20 protein-coding genes are annotated in these 23,439 nt (G+C 59.6%); 10 read left to right on the forward strand and 10 right to left on the reverse strand.

Features of this window, described 5'->3' with window-relative positions; all coding sequences use genetic code 11:
• Window positions 1-26 precede the first annotated feature (26 nt).
• Both ygjG and UTO39_RS07475 read left to right on the forward strand, forming a co-directional pair.
• On the forward strand, window positions 27-1,406 hold the full coding sequence (gene ygjG, locus UTO39_RS07470; protein WP_253543317.1) for a putrescine aminotransferase: 1,380 nt from the start codon (window positions 27-29) through the stop codon (window positions 1,404-1,406).
• Window positions 1,407-1,502: 96 nt separating this feature from the next.
• Window positions 1,503-2,474 carry a hypothetical protein gene (locus UTO39_RS07475; RefSeq protein ID WP_320726853.1) on the forward strand — a complete coding sequence of 324 codons (972 nt, stop codon included), beginning with the start codon at window positions 1,503-1,505 and terminating at the stop codon, window positions 2,472-2,474.
• A 38-nt stretch (window positions 2,475-2,512) separates the two neighbouring features.
• Here the strand turns inward: UTO39_RS07475 and UTO39_RS07480 are convergent, their stop codons facing one another.
• On the reverse strand, window positions 2,513-3,115 hold the full coding sequence (locus tag UTO39_RS07480; RefSeq protein WP_320726854.1) for a helix-turn-helix domain-containing protein: 603 nt from the start codon (window positions 3,113-3,115) through the stop codon (window positions 2,513-2,515).
• Window positions 3,116-3,157: 42 nt separating this feature from the next.
• Between UTO39_RS07480 and UTO39_RS07485 the strand changes: the two genes are divergently transcribed.
• Complete coding sequence (locus UTO39_RS07485) at window positions 3,158-3,847, forward strand: B3/4 domain-containing protein (protein ID WP_320726855.1); 690 nt, start codon at window positions 3,158-3,160, stop codon at window positions 3,845-3,847.
• A gap of 39 nt (window positions 3,848-3,886) precedes the next feature.
• Here the strand turns inward: UTO39_RS07485 and lsrG are convergent, their stop codons facing one another.
• From lsrG to lsrA, 6 genes are read right to left on the reverse strand one after another with little or no spacing between them, the layout of a single operon-like run.
• Window positions 3,887-4,180, reverse strand: a complete 294-nt coding sequence (gene lsrG / locus UTO39_RS07490) for a (4S)-4-hydroxy-5-phosphonooxypentane-2,3-dione isomerase (protein ID WP_044597614.1) — start codon at window positions 4,178-4,180, stop codon at window positions 3,887-3,889.
• A complete protein-coding gene (gene lsrF, locus UTO39_RS07495) occupies window positions 4,177-5,064 on the reverse strand; it encodes a 3-hydroxy-5-phosphonooxypentane-2,4-dione thiolase (RefSeq protein ID WP_320726856.1) in 888 nt (295 codons plus the stop codon). The genes lsrG and lsrF overlap by 4 nt, the downstream gene beginning before the upstream one ends.
• A gap of 11 nt (window positions 5,065-5,075) precedes the next feature.
• A complete protein-coding gene (gene lsrB / locus UTO39_RS07500; protein WP_320726857.1) occupies window positions 5,076-6,077 on the reverse strand; it encodes an autoinducer 2 ABC transporter substrate-binding protein LsrB in 1,002 nt (333 codons plus the stop codon).
• 1 nt (window position 6,078) lies between these two features.
• Entirely contained in the window at window positions 6,079-7,056 is a 978-nt protein-coding gene (gene lsrD, locus UTO39_RS07505; protein WP_320726858.1) for an autoinducer 2 ABC transporter permease LsrD, read from the reverse strand.
• On the reverse strand, window positions 7,057-8,088 hold the full coding sequence (gene lsrC, locus UTO39_RS07510; protein WP_320726859.1) for an autoinducer 2 ABC transporter permease LsrC: 1,032 nt from the start codon (window positions 8,086-8,088) through the stop codon (window positions 7,057-7,059). It abuts the gene before it with no gap.
• A complete protein-coding gene (lsrA, locus tag UTO39_RS07515; protein ID WP_320726876.1) occupies window positions 8,085-9,572 on the reverse strand; it encodes an autoinducer 2 ABC transporter ATP-binding protein LsrA in 1,488 nt (495 codons plus the stop codon). Before lsrA ends, lsrC begins: the two co-directional genes overlap by 4 nt.
• Before the next feature lie 215 nt (window positions 9,573-9,787).
• Between lsrA and lsrR the strand changes: the two genes are divergently transcribed.
• The 3 genes from lsrR to UTO39_RS07530 all read left to right on the forward strand — a co-directional run bounded on the left by lsrR (window position 9,788) and on the right by UTO39_RS07530 (window position 14,616).
• Window positions 9,788-10,759, forward strand: coding sequence for a transcriptional regulator LsrR (lsrR, locus tag UTO39_RS07520; protein ID WP_045260116.1), 972 nt, complete (start codon window positions 9,788-9,790; stop codon window positions 10,757-10,759).
• A gap of 32 nt (window positions 10,760-10,791) precedes the next feature.
• Complete coding sequence (gene lsrK, locus UTO39_RS07525) at window positions 10,792-12,390, forward strand: autoinducer-2 kinase (RefSeq protein WP_320726860.1); 1,599 nt, start codon at window positions 10,792-10,794, stop codon at window positions 12,388-12,390.
• A 204-nt stretch (window positions 12,391-12,594) separates the two neighbouring features.
• Window positions 12,595-14,616 carry an NADPH-dependent 2,4-dienoyl-CoA reductase gene (locus tag UTO39_RS07530; RefSeq protein ID WP_320726861.1) on the forward strand — a complete coding sequence of 674 codons (2,022 nt, stop codon included), beginning with the start codon at window positions 12,595-12,597 and terminating at the stop codon, window positions 14,614-14,616.
• On the opposite strand, the gene rlmG is transcribed toward UTO39_RS07530, so the two are convergent.
• Entirely contained in the window at window positions 14,613-15,749 is a 1,137-nt protein-coding gene (gene rlmG, locus UTO39_RS07535) for a 23S rRNA (guanine(1835)-N(2))-methyltransferase RlmG (protein WP_320726862.1), read from the reverse strand. The two genes, UTO39_RS07530 and rlmG, sit on opposite strands and share 4 nt — an antisense overlap.
• An 83-nt stretch (window positions 15,750-15,832) precedes the next feature.
• On the opposite strand from rlmG, the gene UTO39_RS07540 reads away from it, so the two are divergent.
• The 4 genes from UTO39_RS07540 to sstT all read left to right on the forward strand — a co-directional run bounded on the left by UTO39_RS07540 (window position 15,833) and on the right by sstT (window position 20,086).
• Window positions 15,833-16,336, forward strand: coding sequence for a YgjP-like metallopeptidase domain-containing protein (locus UTO39_RS07540; RefSeq protein ID WP_193066168.1), 504 nt, complete (start codon window positions 15,833-15,835; stop codon window positions 16,334-16,336).
• A 70-nt stretch (window positions 16,337-16,406) separates the two neighbouring features.
• Window positions 16,407-17,405: a Gfo/Idh/MocA family protein gene (locus UTO39_RS07545; RefSeq protein WP_049000041.1), complete on the forward strand. Its 999-nt coding sequence runs from the start codon at window positions 16,407-16,409 to the stop codon at window positions 17,403-17,405.
• 251 nt (window positions 17,406-17,656) lie between these two features.
• Entirely contained in the window at window positions 17,657-18,625 is a 969-nt protein-coding gene (locus UTO39_RS07550) for a TerC family protein (RefSeq protein ID WP_061096997.1), read from the forward strand.
• A gap of 219 nt (window positions 18,626-18,844) precedes the next feature.
• Window positions 18,845-20,086 carry a serine/threonine transporter SstT gene (gene sstT, locus UTO39_RS07555; protein ID WP_061096996.1) on the forward strand — a complete coding sequence of 414 codons (1,242 nt, stop codon included), beginning with the start codon at window positions 18,845-18,847 and terminating at the stop codon, window positions 20,084-20,086.
• Window positions 20,087-20,167: 81 nt separating this feature from the next.
• On the opposite strand, the gene UTO39_RS07560 is transcribed toward sstT, so the two are convergent.
• Window positions 20,168-21,655, reverse strand: coding sequence for an altronate dehydratase family protein (locus UTO39_RS07560; protein WP_320726863.1), 1,488 nt, complete (start codon window positions 21,653-21,655; stop codon window positions 20,168-20,170).
• A 17-nt stretch (window positions 21,656-21,672) separates the two neighbouring features.
• The gene (gene uxaC / locus UTO39_RS07565) at window positions 21,673-23,085 is read right to left on the reverse strand and encodes a glucuronate isomerase (RefSeq protein ID WP_253543329.1); all 1,413 of its coding nucleotides are present in this window, start codon (window positions 23,083-23,085) and stop codon (window positions 21,673-21,675) included.
• Window positions 23,086-23,439: the final 354 nt, after the last annotated feature.

Genomic DNA, 23,439 nt, shown 5'->3' on the forward strand with positions numbered 1-23,439 from the left:
TGATACGCGATCCCCGGGAGCACATTTTGAACAGGTTACCTTCCAGCGCCTCGGCTCTTGCCTGTACCGCGCACGCACTGAATCTCATTGAGAAGCGAACGCTCGATCATGAGGAGATGAAACAACTTAACCGAGAGGTCATCGATTACTTTAAAGAGCATGTGAATCCTGGTTTTCTGGAGTATCGCAAATCTGTTACCGCCGGCGGGGATTACGGAGCCGTAGAGTGGCAAGCGGGAAGTCTGAACACGCTTGTCGACACCCAGGGACAGGAGTTTATAGATTGCCTGGGTGGTTTTGGTATCTTCAACGTGGGGCACCGTAATCCAGTAGTGGTTTCCGCCGTACAGAATCAACTTGCGAAACAACCTCTCCATAGCCAGGAACTGCTCGACCCGCTTCGCGCCATGCTCGCGAAAACGCTGGCGGCCTTGACCCCCGGCAAACTGAAATACAGCTTCTTCAGCAACAGCGGAACCGAGTCGGTCGAGGCGGCGATCAAGCTCGCCAAGGCGTACCAGTCGCCGCGCGGGAAATTTACCTTCGTTGCCACCAGCGGCGCGTTCCACGGTAAATCCCTGGGCGCACTGTCTGCTACCGCTAAATCCACCTTCCGCAAACCGTTTATGCCGCTGCTGCCGGGCTTCCGCCACGTGCCGTTTGGCGACATCAACGCCATGCGCACCGTGCTGAGCGAATGCCGTAAAACCGGCGATGACGTGGCGGCGGTGATCCTGGAGCCGATTCAGGGTGAAGGCGGCGTGATCCTGCCTCCACAGGGCTATCTGCCCGCCGTGCGTCAGCTGTGCGATGAGTTTGGCGCGCTGCTGATCCTCGACGAAGTGCAGACCGGGATGGGGCGCACCGGCAAGATGTTTGCCTGCGAGCACGAGAACGTTCAGCCGGACATTCTGTGCCTGGCGAAAGCGCTCGGCGGCGGCGTGATGCCGATTGGCGCGACGGTGGCCACCGAGGAGGTGTTCTCGGTGCTGTTCGACAATCCGTTCCTGCACACCACCACCTTTGGCGGCAACCCGCTGGCCTGTGCGGCTGCGTTGGCCACCATCAACGTGCTGCTGGAGCAAAACCTGCCTGCGCAGGCGGAGCAGAAAGGCGACATGCTGCTGGACGGCTTCCGCCAGCTGGGGCGTGAGTACCCGGATCTGGTGCAGGAGGCGCGCGGCAAAGGGATGCTGATGGCAATCGAGTTTGTCGACAACGAAATCGGCTACAGCTTCGCGAGCGAGATGTTCCGCCAGCGGGTGCTGGTGGCCGGCACGCTCAACAACTCGAAAACCATCCGCATTGAGCCACCGCTGACGCTGACCATTGAGCAGTGTGAGCAGGTGCTGAAAGCGGCGAACAAAGCGCTGGCCGCGCTGCGGGTGAGCGTGGAAGAGGCGTAATATCTACTCCCCCTCGTCCGGAGGGGGAGTTTAATGACCCATCTGGCAGAATAAGTTATCATCCCCTCCATATCGGCTATCTTCTCCTGAGGGACCATGCGATATTTTTTCCTGGAATGGGTCAATCCTTTCGAAATCATGATGCTTAATTCGCTTGCTAAGGAACACCCCGTTAAGCAAATTAATCGCATTATGCGACGCTTCAAATCGATCAATGCCCTACTGCCAGGCCAGGCATTGAAAAAATGGCATAAGCGCGCACACTGTGCCGTTAAATTATCGGCAATGAAACCCGACGATATTGCGATTTGTAATGGGTACAGCGTTTTTCCGTTTCTGGATTATGTCGCCAGCATGCCGTGTAAAAAAGTTTTAATTCTGCGCGACTCCGTGGATGCCCTGACGCGCAAACGTCGTCTTCTTGGACAACTGGCGCAGGATGCGGATTACATCGACACCGTTCGCCCCGTCTTTGATGCTATTTATAGCTTTGATCCTGCTGATTGCGAGCGCTATGATCTGCATGCGATTGAGCAGTTTTTGCCTTTTAGCTGGCAAGAAATTCAGCAATTTCAAAAAGAGAGCGCAACTGAAAATAAAAGCTGCTTTTTTGTCGGTGGCTATGAACCCATTCGTGCAGATGTTCTTCGCATACTCACACCGGTGCTCGAAAATAGCGGTTATAAAACGGATTTTTATCTGCTGGATAAGTACAATAATCAGGATAACTACCCCGATAATTGCCAGAATAAAAAACTCAGCTATCTGGATAATATTGATAAAGCCAAACGCTGCTCCGTTATGCTGGAAATAAACAAACCTGAGCAAAATGGATTAACGCTTCGCGCGCTGGAAGCTCTGATTCTTAATAAGAAGCTGATCACCACCAATGCGTCGATTAAAACGATGGCGCTTTACGATCCCGCCCGTATTTTTATTTATAACGGTGTCGATACCGAGGGTCTGGACGCCTTTCTTCAAAGCGACCTGCCTGAGAGGGATGAGAAACTCCTCAGACAATACTGTGCAGACAGTCTGCTTGCTACGTTGCAAAAGCATTATTCCTGAAAGGCGTTCGCCCGGTAGAAGCCCTACCGGGCTGCTTTTTAACGGTGAAACTCCGCCACGGTCATGGTGAAGCGAAGCACGGTATCGCCTTCGTTCGCATAGCCGTGCGCCGCTTCGGTTTTCGCCACCGCCGATGCGCCAGCGTTAACATGGGTCACCGTCTCATCCACCGTCAGCGTTAAAACGCCCTCGTTCACGTGCAGCAGCTCAAAGGTTCCCGCCGGATGCCCTGTCGAGGTGAAATACTCCCCCGGATGCATCTCCCACTGCCACAACTCAATCATATCCGGGCCCGCGGTGCCCGCCAGCAGCCTGGCGTAACCGCCCTGTGTGCCCTGCCACAGCACCGGGATCGCCGTTTCTTCTATAACATGCACCAGCGGCTCGCTGGAGACGTTGACGATATCCGCCACGGAGATGCCGAGCGCGGCGGCCAGCTTGCACAAAATGGCGATGCTGGGATTGGCTGCGCCCTTTTCGATCTCTACCAGCATGCCTTTGCTGACGCTTGCGCGGCGGGACAGTTCGTCCAGCGACAGCTTTTTCTCTTTACGCCAGTTGCGTATGCGGTTTGCCACGGCCAGGCTTACTTGGGCAACATCGGCACCCGAATCAGTCATTATATTGACTTTATCAGTCATTGGTCACTACCATGGTATAAAACAGTCAATACAGGATTATTTATGTCTCTCGTAACGCCGTCAATAGATCCGCAACTTGCCGACATTGCGCCCGGCTTTCGGGCATTGAGCATTCTGGTTGAAGCCACGCCGATTAGCCACCCGGAGGTTGCGCCCGCCGCGCTGGCGCAGGCCTGTCAGCAGATGTTGAATGATGATGTGCCCTGGGCTAATGCGCACCTTTCAGACTGGGATGAGGTGTTTAAAGCCTTCGGCGCGAAACCGAAACGCACGCCCTGCTCGGCCTCTGCCCTGCGCAAGCGGGTATTGAAAGACGGTTCGCTGCCGTCGCTGGATCCTGTCGTGGATATCTATAACGCGGTGAGCATTCGCTATGCCATTCCGGTGGGTGGGGAAAATCTCTCGGCGTACTCGGGTGCGCCCCGTCTGACCCTGGCCGACGGCAGCGAGCCGTTTGATACTTTCAAAGAGGGACAACCAGTGGTGGAACATCCGGAACCGGGCGAGGTTATCTGGCGCGACGACCTCGGCGTGACCTGCCGCCGCTGGAACTGGCGCCAGGGGATACGGACTCGTCTGGACAGCCAGGCGCAATCCATGTGGTTTATTCTTGAAAGCCTGCCGTCGATGCCGCTTGCGGCACTGGAAGAGGCAGGGGAAGAGCTGGTCAACAACCTGCAACGGCTGATGCCGGGAGCCACTGCTCAGGTTCAGCTGATGGAGCTGGCCTGAACAACGCCCGGTAAGCGTTAGCGCCACCGGGCAAGGCCGTTACTCCGGCAACAGCCCCACAAAACTGCGTTTCTTACGCGGCTCTGACATCAGCTCCTCAAGCTTATCCACGCACGCCAGATAGTGCGGGGTTTGCTTGTGCGCCAGCACCGCCTCTTCGTCTTTGTAGGCCTCATAAATAAAGAACCGGGTTTTCACCCGCGGGTCCTGCAAGACGTCAAAGCGCAGGTTCCCCGGCTCCCTGATTGCCCCCTCGTGGTTGGCGCGAAACACCTCCAGAAACTCGTCCACCCGCTCGGGCTTGATGTTGATCTCTACCAGCGTCACGTTCATTTTGCTTCTCCCTGTTTCTCTTCCTGCCAGAACTGGAACGCATCGCGGGCGTTCCAGTTCTCATGAACCACTTTCTTCACCGCCTTCAGCATGGCGAGCGGCGCGCTGGACTGGAAGATATTGCGCCCCATGTCCACGCCGGACGCGCCCTGGTCGATCGCGCGCCAGCACATCTCCAGCGCTTCGTGCTCCGGCAGCTTTTTGCCCCCGGCGATCACAATCGGCACCGGGCAGCTGGCGGTCACTTTTTCAAAACCTTCGTCCACGTAGTAGGTTTTGACGAACTGCGCCCCCATTTCGGCGGCGATGCGGCTGGCGAGCGAGAAGTAGCGCGCGTCGCGCGCCATCTCCTTGCCGACGCCCGTCACCGCTAGCACGGGCATCCCGTAGCGTGTCCCCGCATCCACCAGCTTGATGATGTTGTTGATCGACTGATGCTCAAACTCGCTGCCTATGTACACCTGTGCAGCCACCGCGCAAACGTTCAGGCGCAGCGCGTCCTCCATCGCCACCGCCACGCACTCGTTCGACAGCTCGCCCAGAATCGAGTTACCGCCGGAGGCGCGCAGCACCACCGGTTTGTTCGTCGCGGCGGGCACCTGGCTTCGCAGAATGCCGCGAGTACACATCAGCACGTCGGTTTCGCCAAACAGCGGCGCGATGGAGAGGTCGATACGCTCAAGACCGGTAGTCGGCCCCTGAAAGTAGCCGTGGTCAAAGGCCAGCATTACCGTGCGGTTGCTTTTTGGGTTGAAGATGCGCGAAAGCCGGGACTGCATGCCCCAGTCCAGCGAGCCGCAGCCCTTCAGGGTGTAAGGCACATTCTGCTGCGGCGTGCCGATGCCAAAATCCTTGCCGTCTTTGATGTCGTCTAAATCAGCCATTTGCTCCCCCGTCAGAAATCGTATTTATTGATGTTCTCTTTGGTGAACACCACGCGCTCCGGCAGCAGCACGATGCCGTTGCCCTTCGCCTCATACTGGTAGCCCTGAACGCTGTTCGGCTCGACCTTCAGCGCACCGATGTCTTTGACGTCCACGCTGTCGCCAACGTTAAGATCGCCTTTTTTCAGCAGTCGATCGGCGACATTGACCGCAATTTTGCCTTGTTGTACGACATCCCACAGGCCGAAAGCTTTCACCGTACCGCGCTCAACGTACGGGCGCATGACGTTCGGCGTGCTGAACCCAACGATTGCCACCCCTTCGCGCTTCAGGTTTTCCGCCGCCTGCGCCGCGGCCGGCAAAGCGTTGGCATCCGGCGCGATAATGGCATCCAGATCCGGATAGGCTTTTAAGATCCCCTCGGCGGTTTGCAGAGATTTAGTGGCGTCGTTATAGCCAAACTGGGTCGTGACGATCTGCCACTGGGGATGATCTTTCTCGATTTTGGCCTTCGCCTCTTTCACCCACTGGTTTTGGTCGGTGACGGTGGGGCTGGAGTAGAAGAACGCCACTTTCACATTCGGTTTGGTGACCTGCTTGCCCGCCATCTCCACCAGCAGGCCGCCCAGCTGCTCCGGCGTTCCCTGGTTGATGTAGATGCTGCGGCACTCCGGTTTGGTGTCGGAGTCCCAGGTCAGAACCTTGACGCCGCGCTGCATTGCGCGCTTGAGCGCCGGGCAGAGGCCGTCCGGCGACACGGCGGAGACGATGATGGCGTTATAGCCCTGGTTGACGAAGTTATTGATGAGCTGCACCTGGCCGGAGACGCTCGGCTCGGTCGGGCCGTCGTAGGTGACGTCCACGCCGAGCGCTTTCCCCGCCTCTTTCGCGCCGTTGCCGCCGCTGGTGAAGAAGCCCACGCCTACCAGCTTCGGGATAAAGGCAATGCGGTCAGCCGCCTGCGCCGAGGCGAAGCTGAGGGCCATTGCCAGGACGAGCAGTTTTGTTTTCATCTTACGCTCCGGATAGTTTTCTGAAGAGAGATCGCACCCATTCGCGGTGCAGACTCAGCGAACGTCCCATCACCACCACAACCAGCAGCGCACCTGAAAGCGCGCTTGATACCTGGTTGGGGATGCCGACCATCTGTAAACCCTGTTGCAGGTAGCCCACCAGCAGCGCCGCCAGCGCCGTACCGACAACCGAACCTGACCCGCCGTAGATATTGGCCCCGCCGAGCACGGCGGCGGTGAGCGCAGGCATGAGTAAATCGCGCCCCAGATCCGAACGCGCGGAGCCGAAATAGGAGACCATCACCAGCGCGGCAATCGCCGAGGCCACGCCCACCAGGCCGTACAGGGCGTAGGGCATGCCCTTCACCGACAGCGCCGCATAGCGCGCCGCGCGCGGATTCTGGCCGATTAAGAACAGATGACGTCCAAAGCGCCCGCGGTGGGTAATCAGCCAGAAGAAGACGGTAATCACCGCGAACAGCACCAGCGGGATCGGCAGGCCCAGCACCGTGAGGTTAGCGAACGCCGTGAAGCTGTCCGGGAAGCCGCCGATGCCCTCATAGCCCGTCGCGCCCGCCATGCCGGAGAGCAGCAGCGCGCCGCCGCCGTAGAGGTAGAGCGTGCCGAGGGTGATCACCAGCGGGCTAATGCCGGTGTAGTGAATAAGCGCGGCATTAAATAATCCGCACAGCAGGCCGAGCAGCAGCGTCAGTGGAATAGCCGCCGCCATCGGCCACCCCGCCTGCATCATCACCCCCAGCGCGATGGCGCAGAGGCCGATGGTCGAACCGAGGGAGATGTCGATCCCGCCGCTGATGATGACCAGCGTGAGCGGCAGCGCCACGATGCCGATGCAGATGAAGTCGCTGGTGCTGAACAACAGCATGTTGATGTCGAGCATGCGCGGGTTGATGGCGCCAAAGAGCAGGATCTCCAGCACCAGTAAAATCAGCAGCGCGCTTTCCCAGTTAAACCTCATTTACGCCACCTCTTTTTTGCGTTCTGGAAACGGGGTAACGTGCTTCCCCCCTCTGTTACCCGGCTGGAATCGGCCGTACTTCAGCGCCCGCTGATGGCGCGCCAGCGCCTGGCGCAGGCGCCCGTCGAGCACCAGCACGCCCAGCAGCACCAGCCCGGCGATAAAGTCGTTCCACCACGCCGGGAGCCTGAACAGCACCAGCACGGTGTCGATTTGGGTCAGGAAGAAGGCGCCGAGGAAAGCGCCGACCAGCGTGCCCGTGCCGCCCAGCAGCGAAATCCCCCCGAGCACGCAGGCGGCGATGGCCTTCATCTCCAGCCCGCTGCCGGTCTGGTTGGGCACGAAGCCAATCTGCGCGGCAAAGACAATCCCGGCGCAGGCCGCCAGCATGCCGTTCAGGGTAAAGGCAATCATGCGGGTGCGGTTCACCGCCACGCCCAGCTGGCGCGCGGCGGCGAGGTTATCCCCCACCGCGTAGAAATCCCGCCCAAACGCGGTGCGCGACAGGGCCCACGCCCCTGTGGCCGCGATAATCAACACCAGCATGCCGAGCGGCGAAATGCCGATAGCGGCAGGCTCGGACAGAGATTTCAGCCCCGGCGGCAGCCCCTCAATCCACTTTCCCCCCGTCCAGAGCAGCATTGCCCCGCGGTACAGCCCCAGCGTGCCGAGGGTGGCGACAATCGCCGGAATGCGCAGCCCCACCACCAGAAAACCGTTGAACGCCCCGGCCAGCGCGCCAATCGACAGCGCGAAGAGAATGGAAACGGGCAGGCTGTAGCCGCCGTTGAGCGCCACGCCCACGGCAATGGCGGACAGCCCGACGGTGGAACCCACGGACACATCAATATTGCGGGTCAGCATCACCAGCGCCGCGCCGATGGCCAGCAGGATCAGGATCTGCGAGCTGGCGAAGATCATCCCCAGCGTCTGTAAACTCAGGTAGGACGGGTTCAGCGCCACCAGCACGGCGAACAGCGCCAGAATGGCGAGAAACGCGCTCAGCTCGCGGTTTTTGAGTAAGGTCTTCATGATTGCCCTCCAAACGCCAGCGCCATCATTTTATCGAGGCTGACCGCGTGGCGCGGCAGCTCGCCGCTAAGCACGCCCTGATGCATCACCAGCACGCGATCCGCGAGGCCGGGAAATTCATCGAGATCGCTTGAGATCATCAGCACCGCCACGTTCTGCGCCGCCACGCTTTTAATGAGCTGGTAGATATCGGCGCGCGCCGAGACGTCCACCCCGCGCGTCGGCTCATCGACGATCAGCAACAAAGGATTGGCCTCCAGGCAGCGCGCCAGCAGCACCTTCTGCTGGTTGCCGCCGGAGAGCGTGCGCACGGGTTGATCCGCGTGGTTGAGCTTGATCCCCAGCGCCCGGTGATAGCGCTCCACTACCGCAGACTCCCGCCCGCGCTGCTGCCAGATTGAAGGCTCGTTCAGCGCCACGGTGTTCCAGCGGACAGGCGCGTCGAGGAACAGGCCGGACACCTGCCTGTCTTCCGGCAGGTAGACCAGCCCTTTCTCCAGACGGGAACTGACCGGCTCGTTGGCAATCTCCTGATTCTCCAGCCAGATCCGCCCACCGCGCACCGGACGCAGGCCGTACAGGGTTTCCGCAAATTCGGTGCGCCCGGAACCCACCAGCCCGGCCAGGCCGACGATCTCCCCGGCGTAGATCTCAAGGCTGAGATCGATAAACCCCTCCCCGGTAAGATCCTCCACGCGCAGCACCGGAAAATCCTGCGCCTGGGTGCGGCGGTTGCCCGGCAGCGCCAGCCACAGCTTTTGCGTATCGCTCAGGGACTTCTCCCGGCTCACCGGCGTCATGGCGGCGATCAGGGCGCTGTCGTCAAACTGTGCGGTTTCGCCACTCAACACTACCGCGCCGTCGCGCATGACCGAGACGTGGCTGGAAAGCATTCGGATTTCAGGGAGCTTGTGCGAGATAAAGACGATCCCGACGCCAAGATCCTGCAGGGCGCGGATCTGACGAAACAGCCGCTCGGTTTCGCCGGGCGTGAGGGATGCCGTGGGCTCGTCGAGGATCAGGATCCTGGCGTTGCGCATCAGCCCGCGGAGGATCTCCACCATCTGCTGATCCGCCACTTCCAGGGTGCTGGCGGTGGCGTCGAGGTTAAGCTGGCACTGGAGCTGCTGGAGTTTCTCGGCCAGCCGCGTTTCCAGATCGCGCTCGCGCGGCAGGCGGAACAGGATGTTTTCCCGCACCGTCAGGTTGGGGAACAGCAGCGGCTCCTGCGGCACCAGGTAAATGCCGAGCCTGTGCGCCTGCGCGGGCGTGAGCCGTGCAAAAGACTCCCCCGCGACCGAAAGTTCACCGCCATCCGGCGTCTCCACCCCGGCGATAATCTTCATCAGCGTCGATTTTCCCGCGCCGTTCCCGCCCATCAGGGCGTGCACCTGGCCCGCAAGCAGCGTGAAATCAATGCCTTTCAGAACCGGCACGCCCGAGAACTGCTTGCTGATATTCCGCGCGTCGAGAAGTGGTGTCATCATCGCTCCGCTATTGAACAAATGATTTCTAGATTTAATAATGTTCAAAAGCGTAGACGGTGAACTATATTTACAACCGTGCAGAGATCACAGTTTTACCGATTGAGATTCAGATAAACCAGAAACGATCGAAATGATCCGTTTTGTCGCGTGGCTCACATTTTCCCTCCGCGTCATCACGAACATATGATCTAAATTTTTATAAGAGTTCAACTATGAGCGATAAACGCACTGCGGAAGAAGGACGATTTGCCGGGCTGGCGCTGGCGGAAGAGGAGCTGGTGGCGCGCGTGGCCTGGTGCTACTACCACGACGGGCTGACCCAGAACGACATCGGCGAGCGGCTCGGGCTGCCGCGCCTGAAGATCTCCCGCCTGCTGGAGAAGGGCCGCCAGTCCGGGGTGATCCGCGTGCAGATCAACTCCCGCTACGAGGGCTGCCTGTCGCTGGAAACCGAGCTACAGCAGCGCTTTGGGCTAAAGCTGGTGCGCGTGATGCCCGCCCTCAATACGCCGCCGATGAACGTGCGGCTCGGCATTGGCGCGGCGCAGTCGCTGATGGGCGTGCTGGAACCCGGCCAGCTGCTGGCGGTGGGGTTTGGTGAAACCACCATGAGCAGCCTGCAGCACCTGAGCGGCTTTATCAGCTCGCAGCAGATCCGCCTGGTGACGCTCTCCGGCGGCGTCGGGCCGTATATGACCGGTATCGGCCAGCTCGACGCGGCCTGCAGCGTCAGCATGATCCCCGCCCCGCTTCGCGTCTCATCCGCCGAGGTGGCCGGGATCTTAAAACGCGAGACCAGCGTGCGGGACGTGATCCTCGCGGCCACTGCCGCCGACGTGGCGGTGGTCGGCATTGGTTCGGTGAACCAGCGCCGTGACGCCACGATACTGCGCTCCGGCTATATCAGCGAAGGTGAGCAGCTGATGTACGCGCGCAAAGGGGCGGTCGGCGACATTCTCGGCTATTTCCTCAATGCGGAGGGCGAGTGCGTTGAGGAGCTGGAGATCCATAAAGAATTGCTGGGCGTCACGCTCGATGAACTGGCGCAGCTGCCCACCATCGTTGGCGTGGCCGGAGGGGAAGAGAAAGCCGATGCGATTTATGCCGCACTGAAGGGTCGCCGTATTAATGGCCTGGTGACGGAAGAGACGACAGCCCGCGCGGTGCTGGCTCTGGCCGAATAAGAGTCGCCCTGCGCTAACAACGAGGCAAGCTCATGAGTTACCTTTTAGCGTTAGATGCAGGAACAGGCAGCGTTCGCGCCGTTATTTTCGATTTACAGGGCAACCAGGTTGCCGTCGGCCAGGCCGAGTGGAAGCACCTGAGCGTAGAGAACGTGCCGGGGTCGATGGAGTTCGACCTCGACACCAACTGGCAGCTGGCCTGCCGGTGCATTCATCAGGCGCTGGAACGCGCGAGCCTGAGCGCGGCGGATATTCAGTCCGTTGCCTGCTGCTCGATGCGCGAAGGGATCGTGCTGTATGACCGCAACGGCGAGGCCATCTGGGCCTGCGCCAACGTCGACGCCCGCGCCAGCCGCGAGGTGGCCGAACTCAAAGAGATCCACGACTATCGTTTTGAATCCGAGGTGTATGACGTTTCCGGCCAGACGCTGGCGCTGAGCGCTATGCCGCGCCTGCTGTGGCTGGCGCACCACCGTCCGGACATCTACCGCAAGGCTGCGACCATCACCATGATCAGCGACTGGCTGGCGGCGAAGCTCTCCGGCGAGCTGGCGGTCGACCCGTCTAACGCGGGCACCACCGGCATGCTCGATCTCTTCTCCCGCGACTGGCGTCCGGCGCTGCTCGACATGGCCGGGCTGCGCGCCGATATCCTCTCCCCGGTGAAAGAGACCGGCACCGTGCTGGGGGCAATTACCAGAGAGGCCGCGCAGCAGAGCGGCCTGCGCGAAGGCACGCCGGTGGTGATGGGCGGCGGCGACGTGCAGCTGGGCTGTCTGGGGCTGGGCGTGGTCCGCGCCGGACAAACGGCGGTGCTGGGCGGCACCTTCTGGCAGCAGGTGGTGAACCTGCCGCAGGTGCGCACCGACCCCGAGATGAACATCCGCGTGAACCCGCACGTCATTCCCGGCATGGCGCAGGCGGAGTCGATCAGCTTTTTTACCGGGCTAACCATGCGCTGGTTCCGCGACGCCTTCTGCGCGGAGGAGAAGCTGATTGCCGAGCGGATGGGGATGGACACCTACTCCCTGCTGGAAGAGATGGCGAGCCGCGTGCCGGCGGGCTCCCACGGGGTGATGCCGATCTTCTCCGACGCGATGCATTTCAAGCAGTGGTACCACGCCGCGCCGTCGTTTATTAACCTCTCCATCGACCCGGAAAAGTGCAACAAAGCGACGCTGTTTCGCGCGCTGGAGGAGAACGCGGCGATCGTCTCGGCCTGCAACCTGGCGCAGATCTCGCGTTTCTCCGGCGTTAACTTCGAAAGCCTGGTGTTTGCCGGAGGCGGTTCGAAAGGGGCGCTGTGGAGCCAAATTTTAAGCGACGTCACCGGGCTGCCGGTACGCGTGCCGGAAGTGAAGGAGGCGACGGCGCTGGGGTGCGCCATTGCGGCAGGTGCTGGCGCGGGTCTGTTTGCGGATATGGCCTCGACGGGCGAGCGGCTGGTGAAGTGGAGCCATGAGTTCACGCCGAACCCGCAGCACCGCGAGCTGTACGACGGCATGATGCAGAAATGGCAGGCGGTGTACGTCGACCAGCTCGGGCTGGTGGACAGCGGGCTGACGACGTCGATGTGGCAGGCACCGGGGTTAGTAAAAACCCACACCCCTCACCCTGCCCCTCTCCCCTAAGGGGAGAGGGAAAAAACCTGATCGAGCCAATTCTTTAAGGCCGCACCGGCCAGTCCCCTCTCCCCTCCGGGGAGAGGGTTAGGGTGAGGGGCAATATTTGAATCCCATCACAATCACCGCATTCCCCTTTTCCCTTTTACTCTCCGCTGGCTAAATTAGTAACTCATCCGACCACATAACAATAATTTTACACTGGAAGAGACTATGAGCCGCTACCCGTCGTTATTCGCCCCCCTTGATCTGGGGTTTACCACCCTTAAAAACCGCGTGCTGATGGGCTCGATGCACACCGGGCTGGAGGAGCATCCGGATGGGGCCGAGCGTCTGGCGGCCTTCTACGCCGAGCGCGCCCGTCACGGGGTGGCGCTGATTGTCACCGGCGGCGTGGCCCCTGCGCCTTCCGGCGTGGGCATGGAGGGCGGCGCGGTGCTGAACGATGCCTCCCAGCTGCCGCACCACCGCATTGTGACCGACGCGGTACACCGCGAAGGCGGCAAAATCGCCCTGCAAATCCTGCATACCGGTCGCTACAGCTACCAGCCAAACCTGGTCGCGCCGTCGGCCCTTCAGGCGCCGATTAACCGCTTCAAGCCCCATGCCCTCAGCCACGACGAGATCCTGACGCTGATAGACGATTTCGCCCGCTGCGCGGCGCTGGCGCGCGAAGCGGGCTACGACGGCGTCGAGGTGATGGGCTCCGAAGGCTACCTGATTAACGAATTCCTCGCCGCCCGCACCAACCAGCGCGACGACGAATGGGGCGGCGACTATGCCCGCCGGATGCGCTTTGCGGTGGAGGTGGTGCGCGCGGTGCGCGAACGTGCGGGCGCGGACTTTATTATCATCTTCCGCCTGTCGATGCTCGACCTGGTGGAGGGCGGCAGCACGTTCGACGAAACCGTGCAGCTGGCGCAGGCGATTGAAGCCGCAGGCACCACGATTATCAACACCGGCATCGGCTGGCACGAGGCGCGCATCCCGACCATCGCCACCCCGGTGCCGCGCGCGGCGTTCAGCTGGGTGACGCGCAAGCTGAAGGGCAAAGTGTCTGTTCCGCTGGTCACCACTAACCGCATTAACGATCCGCAGGTGGCGGACGATGTGATTTCACGCGGCGATGCCGATATGGTGTCGATGGCGCGGCCGTTCCTCGCGGATGCCGAACTGCTCTCCAAAGCGCAAAGCGGCCGCGCGGATGAGATCAACACCTGCATCGGCTGTAACCAGGCCTGTCTGGATCGGATCTTCGTCGGGAAGGTCACCTCTTGCCTCGTTAACCCGCGCGCCTGCCATGAAACCAAAATGCCGGTGGTTCCGGCGGTCAATAAAAAACGCCTGGCCGTGGTGGGCGCTGGCCCCGCCGGGCTGGCGTTTGCGGTGAACGCCGCCTCGCGCGGGCACACCGTGACGCTGTTTGATGCGCTGGCGGAGATTGGCGGGCAGTTTAATATCGCCAAACAGATCCCCGGCAAAGAGGAGTTTTATGAAACGCTGCGCTACTACCGCCGGATGATCGAACTGACGGGCGTCGAGCTACGGCTTAACCAGCTTGTCAGCGCGGCGGATCTGATCGGTTTCGATGAGACGATCCTGGCGAGCGGGATCGTACCGCGCACGCCTGCGATCGAGGGCATCGATCATCCTAAAGTCTTAAGCTATCTCGACGTGCTGCGTGACAAAGCACCCGTTGGCGAGAAGGTGGCGATTATCGGCTGCGGCGGGATCGGCTTTGATACCGCGATGTACTTAAGCCAGCCGGGCGAGGCCACAAGCCAGAACATTGCCGAGTTTTGCGTAGAATGGGGCATTGATACCAGCCTGAGCCAGTCCGGCGGATTACGCCCGGAAGGGCCGCAGCTGCCGAAAAGCCCGCGCCAGATCGTGATGCTCCAGCGTAAGGCCAGCAAGCCGGGCGAAGGGCTGGGCAAAACCACGGGCTGGATCCACCGCGCCACCCTGCTCTCACGCGGGGTGAAGATGATCCCGGCGGTGAGCTATCAGAAGATCGACGACGAGGGTCTGCACGTCACGATCGGCGGCGAGCCGCAGCTGCTGCGCGTGGATCATGTGATTCTATGTGCCGGACAGGAGCCAAAGCGGGATCTGGCCGATCCGCTGCGCGAGGCAGGTAAAACGGTGCATTTGATCGGCGGGTGTGACGTGGCGATGGAGCTGGATGCGCGGCGGGCAATTGCGCAGGGCACCCAGCTTGCACTAACGATTTAGCGACGGCGTCCCAGCTTCACCGATTTCAGCACCACAAACTTGTTATTGGTGGCAATGGTGACGCAGTTGCCGAAAATCTTCTTCAGCTTGTGGAAGTAGTCCAGGTGGCGGTTCGCCACGATGTACAGCTCGCCGTTGATTTTCAGGCAGCGGCGCGCGTGGTGGAACATCTCCCACGCGACGTTATCCGTCAGGGCGTGCTTCTGGTGGAACGGCGGGTTGCAGAACACGGCGTTGAAGCGGAACGGCTCTACGCCGGAGAGCGCGTTGTTGATCATAAACTCGCAGCGATCCACCGCTTCCGGCATGTTGGTTTCCACGTTCAGACGGCTCGACGCCACCGCCATCGGCGATTCGTCGCTGAACACCACGCTGGCTTCCGGGTTTTTCGCCAGCAGCGTCAGGCCAATCACGCCGTTGCCGCAGCCCAGGTCGACGATTTCCCCTTCCAGATTTTCCGGCAGGTGCCCCATAAAGAAACGCGCCCCGATGTCCAGCCCGGTGCGGGAGAAAACGTTCGCATGGTTGTGGATGGTCCAGTCAGTGCCTTCCAGCTTCCAGCTCAGCGTCTCCGGCGCGTCGGCCAGCTCCGGTGCGCTGAAGGTGCAGTTGATCAGGCGCGCTTTTTTCCAGGCCAGCGTCGTGGTGGTCGGGCCGAGCACTTTCTCGAACAGCTCCAGCGTTGAGGTATGGATATCGCGCGCTTTAGCACCCGCGATGATGCGGGTTTCCGGCGTCACGACCTTACGCAGCGCGCGCAGCTGCTGTTCCAACAGCGCCATGGTTTTTGGTACCTTGATCAATACCACGCCCGGCGCCTGCGGGTAGTCCGCGGTGCTGTCGAGAAACTTCACGCTGGACTCGTCGATGTCGTTATGGCGCAGGTTTTCACGCGTCGCCAGCTCGCTCAGGTAGGAATCACCGATGCTGTAAGGCGTGTGCTCCGCCAGGGCGCAGCCCAGCGCGCCAAACGCGTCATTCAGGATCAAAACCGGGCCGCGGATTTCAGTCTCATCCAACTGCTGCAGCAGATATTCATCCGCCGCTTCCCACGCCTGAAGCGGGTTAACGTCGTCCGTTTCCGGGAAACGTTTAAGGTTGAGTGAACGGAAACCGTTGTCTAAGTGGCTCATCGGCCCTCCTGAATGGTAAAATTTGGCGTATCCCTGAAAAGGGTGCGTGAGTATACCCGTTTTATTGTCGATTTGGGGCGTTGATGAACCAACTTACTTATCTCCAGGGCTATCCGGAGCATTTACTTTCCCAGGTTCGCAGCCTGATTGCCGAGCAGAAGCTCGGCGCGGTGCTGGAAAAACGCTACCCCGGCACGCACGATTTCGCGACCGATAAGGCCCTCTGGCAGTATACGCAGGATCTAAAAAGCCGGTATCTGAAGAGCGCGCCGCCGATAAACAAGGTGATGTACGACAACAAGATCCACGTGCTGAAAAACGCGCTCGGCCTGCACACCGCCATCTCCCGCGTGCAGGGCGGCAAGCTGAAGGCGAAGGCCGAAATCCGCGTCGCGACGGTTTTCCGTAACGCGCCGGAAGCCTTTCTGCGGATGATCGTCGTCCATGAGCTGGCGCACCTGAAAGAGAAAGAGCACGACAAAGCGTTCTATTCCCTGTGCTGCCACATGGAGCCGCAGTACCACCAGCTGGAGTTTGACACCCGCCTGTGGCTTACGCATTTATCGTTAAATGGTAATGCGGAATAGCGCACTGGTTTTGCAATAATCCCGTGCTACAGTGGCTAAAGGTTCCCTGCTACGGAGTACGTAAACGTTTATGATACGTTTCGCAGTCATTGGAACGAACTGGATCACGCGCCAGTTCGTCGACGCCGCCCACGAAACCGGCAAACTTAAGCTCACCGCAGTCTATTCCCGCAGCCTTGAGCAGGCGCAGAGCTTTGCTAACGACTACCTTGTCGAGCATCTCTTCACCTCCCTGGATGAAATGGCGCAAAGCGACGCCATTGACGCGGTCTATATTGCCAGCCCGAACTCCCTTCACTTCCCGCAAACGGCGCTGTTTCTCGGCCACAAAAAGCATGTGATCTGCGAGAAGCCGCTGGCCTCGAATATTGAGGAAGTGGAAGCGGCCATTGCGCTTGCCCGCGAAAACCAGGTGGTGCTGTTCGAAGCGTTCAAAACCGCCAGCCTGCCGAACTTCCTGCTGCTGCAGCAGTCCCTGCCGAAAATTGGCAAAGTGCGTAAAGCCTTTATCAACTACTGCCAGTATTCGTCGCGCTATCAGCGCTATCTGGACGGTGAAAACCCGAATACCTTTAACCCGGCCTTCTCGAACGGCTCGATTATGGATATCGGTTTTTACTGCCTGGCCTCTGCCGTAGCGCTGTGGGGCGAGCCGCACGGCGTCACGGCCACCGCCAGCCTGCTGGAGAGCGGCGTGGATGCGCACGGTTTGGTGGTGCTGGACTACGGTGATTTTAGCGTCACGCTACAGCACTCCAAGGTGAGCGATTCCGTGTTGCCGAGCGAAATTCAGGGCGAAGCCGGGTCGCTGGTCATCGAAAAAATCTCCGAATGCCAGAAGGTGAGCTTTGTGCCGCGCGGCGGAAAAGCGCAGGAGTTGACGCAGCCTCAGCATATTAACACTATGCTCTATGAGGCAGAGGTCTTCGCCCGTCTGGTGGAAGATAATGAAGTGAATCACCCTGGCCTTGCGGTAAGCCGCACCACGGCGAAGCTGCAAACCGAGATCCGCCGCCAGACCGGCGTGGTATTCCCGGCAGACGGCGTCGGCGCAGAAGCTATCGCGTAAAGCTGTGTAATGAAACGGCGCAGACCATTGACGAAACCGATGGTCTGACATATTTTGTTACCTGCAAAGGGGAGTAACTTCTTCGCCGGTGGATCGTCATTACGATGCGTGCAGAACCGCATCCGGTCGCCGGGCAACCTTTATGGTTGTAAGTGAGACCTTGCCGGGAGGCGAGGTCTATGCATAAAAAGCTAACGGCTATCGTCTTCTGACCATGGCCGTTTTTGTTTTTTATGTGTAAGGAAAATAGTATGCATTCTGTCGGCACTCCAATGCTGTGGGGCGGATTCGCGGTTGTCGTGCTCATCATGCTGGCGATCGACCTCTTTTTGCAGGGTCGTCGCGGCGAGCACGGCATGAGCGTCAAGCAGGCCGCCGTCTGGTCACTGGTGTGGGTTAGCCTCTCACTCCTTTTCTGCGCCGCCTTCTGGTGGTATCTGGCCTCGACCGAAGGCCGTGCGGTGGCCGATCCTCAGGCGCTCGCCTTCCTCACCGGCTATCTGATTGAAAAAGCCCTGGCGGTTGATAACGTCTTCGTCTGGCTGATGTTGTTCAGCTACTTTGCCGTGCCTGCTGCCCTGCAGCGCCGCGTGCTGGTATACGGCGTATTGGGTGCCATTGTCCTGCGTACCATCATGATCTTCGCCGGCAGCTGGCTGATTGCCCAGTTCGAATGGCTGCTGTACGTGTTCGGTGCGTTCCTGCTGTTCACCGGGGTCAAGATGGCGCTGGCGAAAGAAGACGATACCGGTATCGGCGATAAGCCGCTGGTGAAGTGGATCCGCGGCCATCTGCGCATGACGGACAAGATCGAGAGCGAACACTTCTTCGTGCGTAAGAACGGCCTGCTGTTCGCCACCCCGCTGCTGCTGGTGCTGATTCTGGTCGAGCTGAGCGACGTGATTTTCGCCGTAGACAGCATCCCGGCGATCTTCGCGGTGACGACCGACCCGTTCATCGTGCTGACCTCTAACCTGTTTGCGATCCTCGGCCTGCGTGCCATGTACTTCCTGCTGGCAGGCGCGGCTGAGCGCTTCTCGATGCTGAAGTACGGCCTGTCGGTGATTCTGGTGTTTATTGGTATCAAGATGCTGATCGTCGATTTCTACCATATCCCGATCGCTATCTCGCTTGGCGTGGTGTTCGGCATTCTGCTGGTGACGCTGCTTATCAATACCTGGGTTAACCGCCAGCACGATAAGAAGCAGCAGGTGGAGTAATCCCCTCACCCCGGCCCTCTCCCTCCGGGAGAGGGTGGACACACTTTTGTGACGCAATAGTTAAAAAATATGATGTGACACGTAAAATCCAGCATTTTACTCTTCCGCCTTTCGCTGCTTTCCCTGATACTCAACCAGGCAAACAAAAACTTACATCCGGACACAAATGTGACTTAGAGCACATCCAGGATGGAACGCAATTTCACTCAGGAATAACGTATGAGCACACAATCACGCGGTCTGTTCGCGCGCCTGGCGCAGGGCAGCCTTGTAAAACAAATTCTGGTCGGGTTGGTACTGGGTATTCTGCTGGCGATGGTGTCAAAACCTGCCGCGGAAGCCACGGGGCTGCTCGGCACCCTTTTCGTTGGCGCGCTGAAGGCCGTCGCACCGGTACTGGTGCTGATGCTGGTGATGGCGTCGATTGCCAACCACCAGCACGGACAAAAAACCAACATTCGCCCTATTCTGTTCCTGTATCTTCTGGGAACCTTCTCTGCTGCCTTAACGGCCGTTGTGTTCAGCTTCCTGTTCCCGTCCACGCTGCACCTGACCAGCGCCGCCGGTGATGTCACGCCGCCGTCCGGCATTGTTGAAGTGCTGCGCGGTCTGCTGATGAGCATGGTTTCTAACCCCATCACCGCGCTGATGAACGCAAACTACATTGGTATTCTGGTCTGGGCGATTGGTCTGGGCTTCGCGCTGCGTCACGGCAACGAAACCACGAAAAACCTGGTGAACGATATGTCGAACGCCGTCACCTTTATGGTGAAACTGGTGATTCGCTTTGCGCCAATCGGGATCTTCGGGCTGGTCTCCTCCACGCTGGCAACCACCGGTTTTGACGCGCTGTGGGGCTACGCCCAGCTGCTGGTAGTTCTGGTCGGCTGTATGCTGCTGGTGGCGCTGGTGATCAACCCGCTGCTGGTGTTCTGGCAGATCCGCCGTAACCCGTACCCGCTGGTGCTGACCTGCCTGCGCGAGAGCGGCGTTTACGCCTTCTTCACCCGCAGCTCGGCGGCGAACATTCCGGTGAACATGGCGCTGGCGGAGAAGCTGAACCTGGACCGCGATACCTATTCCGTGTCGATCCCGCTGGGTGCAACCGTGAACATGGCGGGTGCGGCTATTACCATCACCGTGCTGACCCTGGCGGCAGTGCATACGCTGGGTATTCCTGTGGATCTGCCAACGGCGCTGCTGCTGAGCGTGGTGGCGTCGCTGTGTGCCTGTGGCGCATCCGGCGTGGCGGGCGGTTCGCTGCTGCTGATCCCGCTGGCGTGCAATATGTTCGGCATCCCGAACGAGATCGCCATGCAGGTTGTGGCCGTCGGCTTCATCATTGGCGTGTTGCAGGACTCCTGCGAAACCGCGCTGAACTCCTCTACCGACGTGCTGTTCACCGCAGCGGCCTGTCAGGCGGAAGACGCGCGTTTAGCGAAGAACGCCCTGCGAGGTTAACAGCAAAACGGCAACCCTGAGGTTGCCGTTTTTAGTGTTTGTACCCTCTCCTGGTGGGGAGAGGGCATCAGGCCGCACCGATTACAGCGTCACACCACTCTTAAAGATCGCCAGCTCGCGGAAGTCGTTCTTCTCGTTGCAGGTCTGCCTGCCGTTAGCAAACTCCACGATAGTGTCCACGAACTCCGTCAGCAGCTGCGGCATCGCTTTGCCGTGGATCAGCTGGCCCGCGTCGAAATCAATCCAGTGCTTTTTCTTCGCTGCCAGCTCGCTGTTGGTGGCGATTTTGACCGTCGGGACAAAACCGCCGTACGGCGTACCGCGACCGGTGCTGAACAACACCATGTGACAGCCCGCCCCCGCCAGCGCGCTGGTGGCGACCGCATCGTTGCCCGGTGCGCTCAGCAGGTTCAGACCGTGGGTTTTCAGGCGTTCGCCGTAGCGCAGAACGTCCACCACCTGGCTTGCGCCCGCTTTCTGGGTGCAGCCGAGGGATTTCTCCTCCAGCGTGGTGATCCCGCCCGCTTTGTTACCCGGCGACGGGTTTTCATAAATCGGCTGATTGTGAGCAATGAAGTACTGTTTGAAGTCGTTCACCATGGTGACGGTCTTCTCAAACGTCTCTTCGTCGCGGCAGTGGCTCATCAGAATGCGCTCCGCGCCGAACATTTCCGGCACTTCGGTCAGCACCGTCGTGCCGCCGTTGGCAATCACGTAATCTGAGAAGCGGCCCAGCATCGGGTTGGCGGTAATGCCGGAAAGACCGTCAGACCCGCCGCACTCCAGCCCAAACTTCAGCTCGCTCAGCCTGCCCGGCTCGCGCCTGTCATGGCGCATCACCTCGTACAGCTGGTGCAGCTGCTCAACGCCTGCTTCCACCTCGTCGTCCTGATGCTGGCACACCATGAAGTGAACGCGCTCAGGGTCGAATTCCCCCAGCGTCTCGCGGAAGGCGTCGACCTGGTTGTTCTCGCAGCCGAGGCCGATCACCAGCACCGCGCCCGCATTAGGATGGCGCACCATGTTTTGCAGCATGGTGCGGGTGTTGATGTGGTCGTCACCCAGCTGGGAGCAGCCGTAGGTGTGGCTGAACAGATGCACGCCGTCGGTGCCTTCGGCATTGTTGGTCTCTTTCAGGAAACGCGTCTGAATTTGACGCGCGATGCCGTTCACGCAGCCGACGGTCGGCAGGATCCACAGCTCGTTGCGGATCCCCACCTCACCGTTCGCGCGACGGTAGATTTGCACCTCGCGATCCCCCGCCTGACGCTCTTCGGCGGGTAAATCAGGTTGATAGCTGTACTCGTCCAGATCGCTGAGATTGGTGCGGGTGTTGTGGGAATGAATATATTCACCCGGCGCAATATCCGCCAGCGCATGGCCGATGGGCAAACCGTACTTCACCACGTTCTCCCCTTTTGCAATGGGGATCAGGGCAAACTTGTGTCCACGTCCAATGGCCTGGCGCAGCGTGACCGATTGGTTGTCGAAGGTCACTTCCGTGCCTTCGGTTAAATCTGCCAGCGCGACGGCCACGTTATCCAGCGAATGGATTTTGATGTATTGCATATCAACCTCAGACGGCCTTAGTTCAGTTCAATGGCGAAGTAGTCGCGCGCATTGTTAAAGCAGATGTTTCTCACCATTTCGCCCAGCAGTTGGAGATCCGCTGGCGCTTCGCCCGCATGCACCCAGCGGCCAATCATCTGGCACAGAATGCGGCGGAAATATTCGTGGCGAGTGTAGGAGAGGAAGCTGCGGCTGTCGGTAAGCATGCCGACAAAGCGGCTCAGCAGGCCAAGCTGCGCCAGCTGCGTCATCTGTCGCTCCATGCCGTCTTTCTGATCGTTGAACCACCAGCCGGATCCGAACTGCATCTTGCCCGGCATCCCCTCGCCCTGGAAGTTGCCAACCATGGTGCCCAGCACTTCGTTATCGCGCGGGTTCAGGCAGTAAAGAATGGTTTTCGGCAGCAGGTTTTGTTCGTTCTGTTTGCTCAGCAGTCTGGACAGCTCTTCCGCCAGCGGGCGGTCGTTGATGGAGTCAAAGCCCACGTCCGCGCCCAGCAGCTTGAACTGGCGCTGGTTGTTATTGCGCAGCGCGCCGATGTGGTACTGCTGTACCCAGCCGCGACGGGCGTATTCCGCACCGAGGAACACCAGCACCGCGGTTTTGAACTGCGCCACTTCATGCTGGCTAAGCGATTCACCGGAGAGGCGACGCGCCAGGATGCTGTCCAGTTCCGCTTCGTTTGATTCCGCAAACATCACTACGTCCAGCGCGTGGTCGGAGACTTTACAGCCGTGCGCCGCGAAGTGATCCAGGCGTTTGGTCAGCGCGGTTTGCAGGTCAGCGAAACGACGGATGTCGGTATCGGACACTTCCGCCAGCTTAGCCATATAGTCGTTGAAGGTGGCCTGTTCGATGTTGAAGGCTTTGTCCGGGCGCCAGCTTGGCAGCACTTTGATGTCAAAAGAGGTGTCTTTGGCGACGATTGCATGATGCTCCAGGGAGTCAATCGGATCGTCGGTGGTGCCCACCATCTTCACGTTCATCTGCTTCATGATGCCGCGCGCGGAGAAGTTATCCTGCGCCAGCAGCGCATTGCACTGGTCCCAGATCTCATCCGCCGTCGCGGGAGAAAGCAGCTTGCCGGTAATGCCAAACGGACGGCGCAGTTCGAGGTGCGTCCAGTGGTAAAGCGGGTTGCCGATAGTGTGCGGAACGGTCGCCGCCCAGGCGTCAAACTTCTCGCGATCGCTCGCGTCGCCGGTACACAGACGCTCGGCTACGCCGTTGGTGCGCATCGCACGCCATTTGTAGTGGTCACCCTTTAGCCAGATATCATACAGGTTTTTGAAACGATAATTTTCGGCAACCTGCTGCGGCGGTAAATGGCAGTGATAGTCGAAAATCGGCTGGTCTTTTGCGTAGTCGTGGTACAGGCGGCGGGCAAATTCGGTATCTAACAGAAAATCGTCGGTCATAAACGGCGTCATTATCGTCTTCCTCATTACGGGAGCGTCAGAAAGCGTATGTTCATATGCTGCAAAGTTATCACACCAATTTCCACCAGCCGACGTTTTTTTCGTGAGTCAGATCAATAAACGTCGACAAATAAATTACCCAAATTGGGGTAAACCACTCTACAGACCGCGTCGGTACTGGCTTCAGCCGCAACGAATAATGCCCCTACAAAGGATCATACATTTGTGATGTCACTCACCTTTTAAAGTTGTATGACAAGTTATCTTTTCGCCGTCGCAAACACTAAGCCGACGGAATGCATTACCGGTGTGAGAAACATCGGATTTAACGGTACGGATACCGACTTATGCACGCTTACTTATGGC

Source organism: Enterobacter sp. 118C5 (assembly GCF_034107645.1).
In the GTDB taxonomy this organism is placed as follows: Bacteria; Pseudomonadota; Gammaproteobacteria; order Enterobacterales; family Enterobacteriaceae; genus Enterobacter; species Enterobacter nematophilus.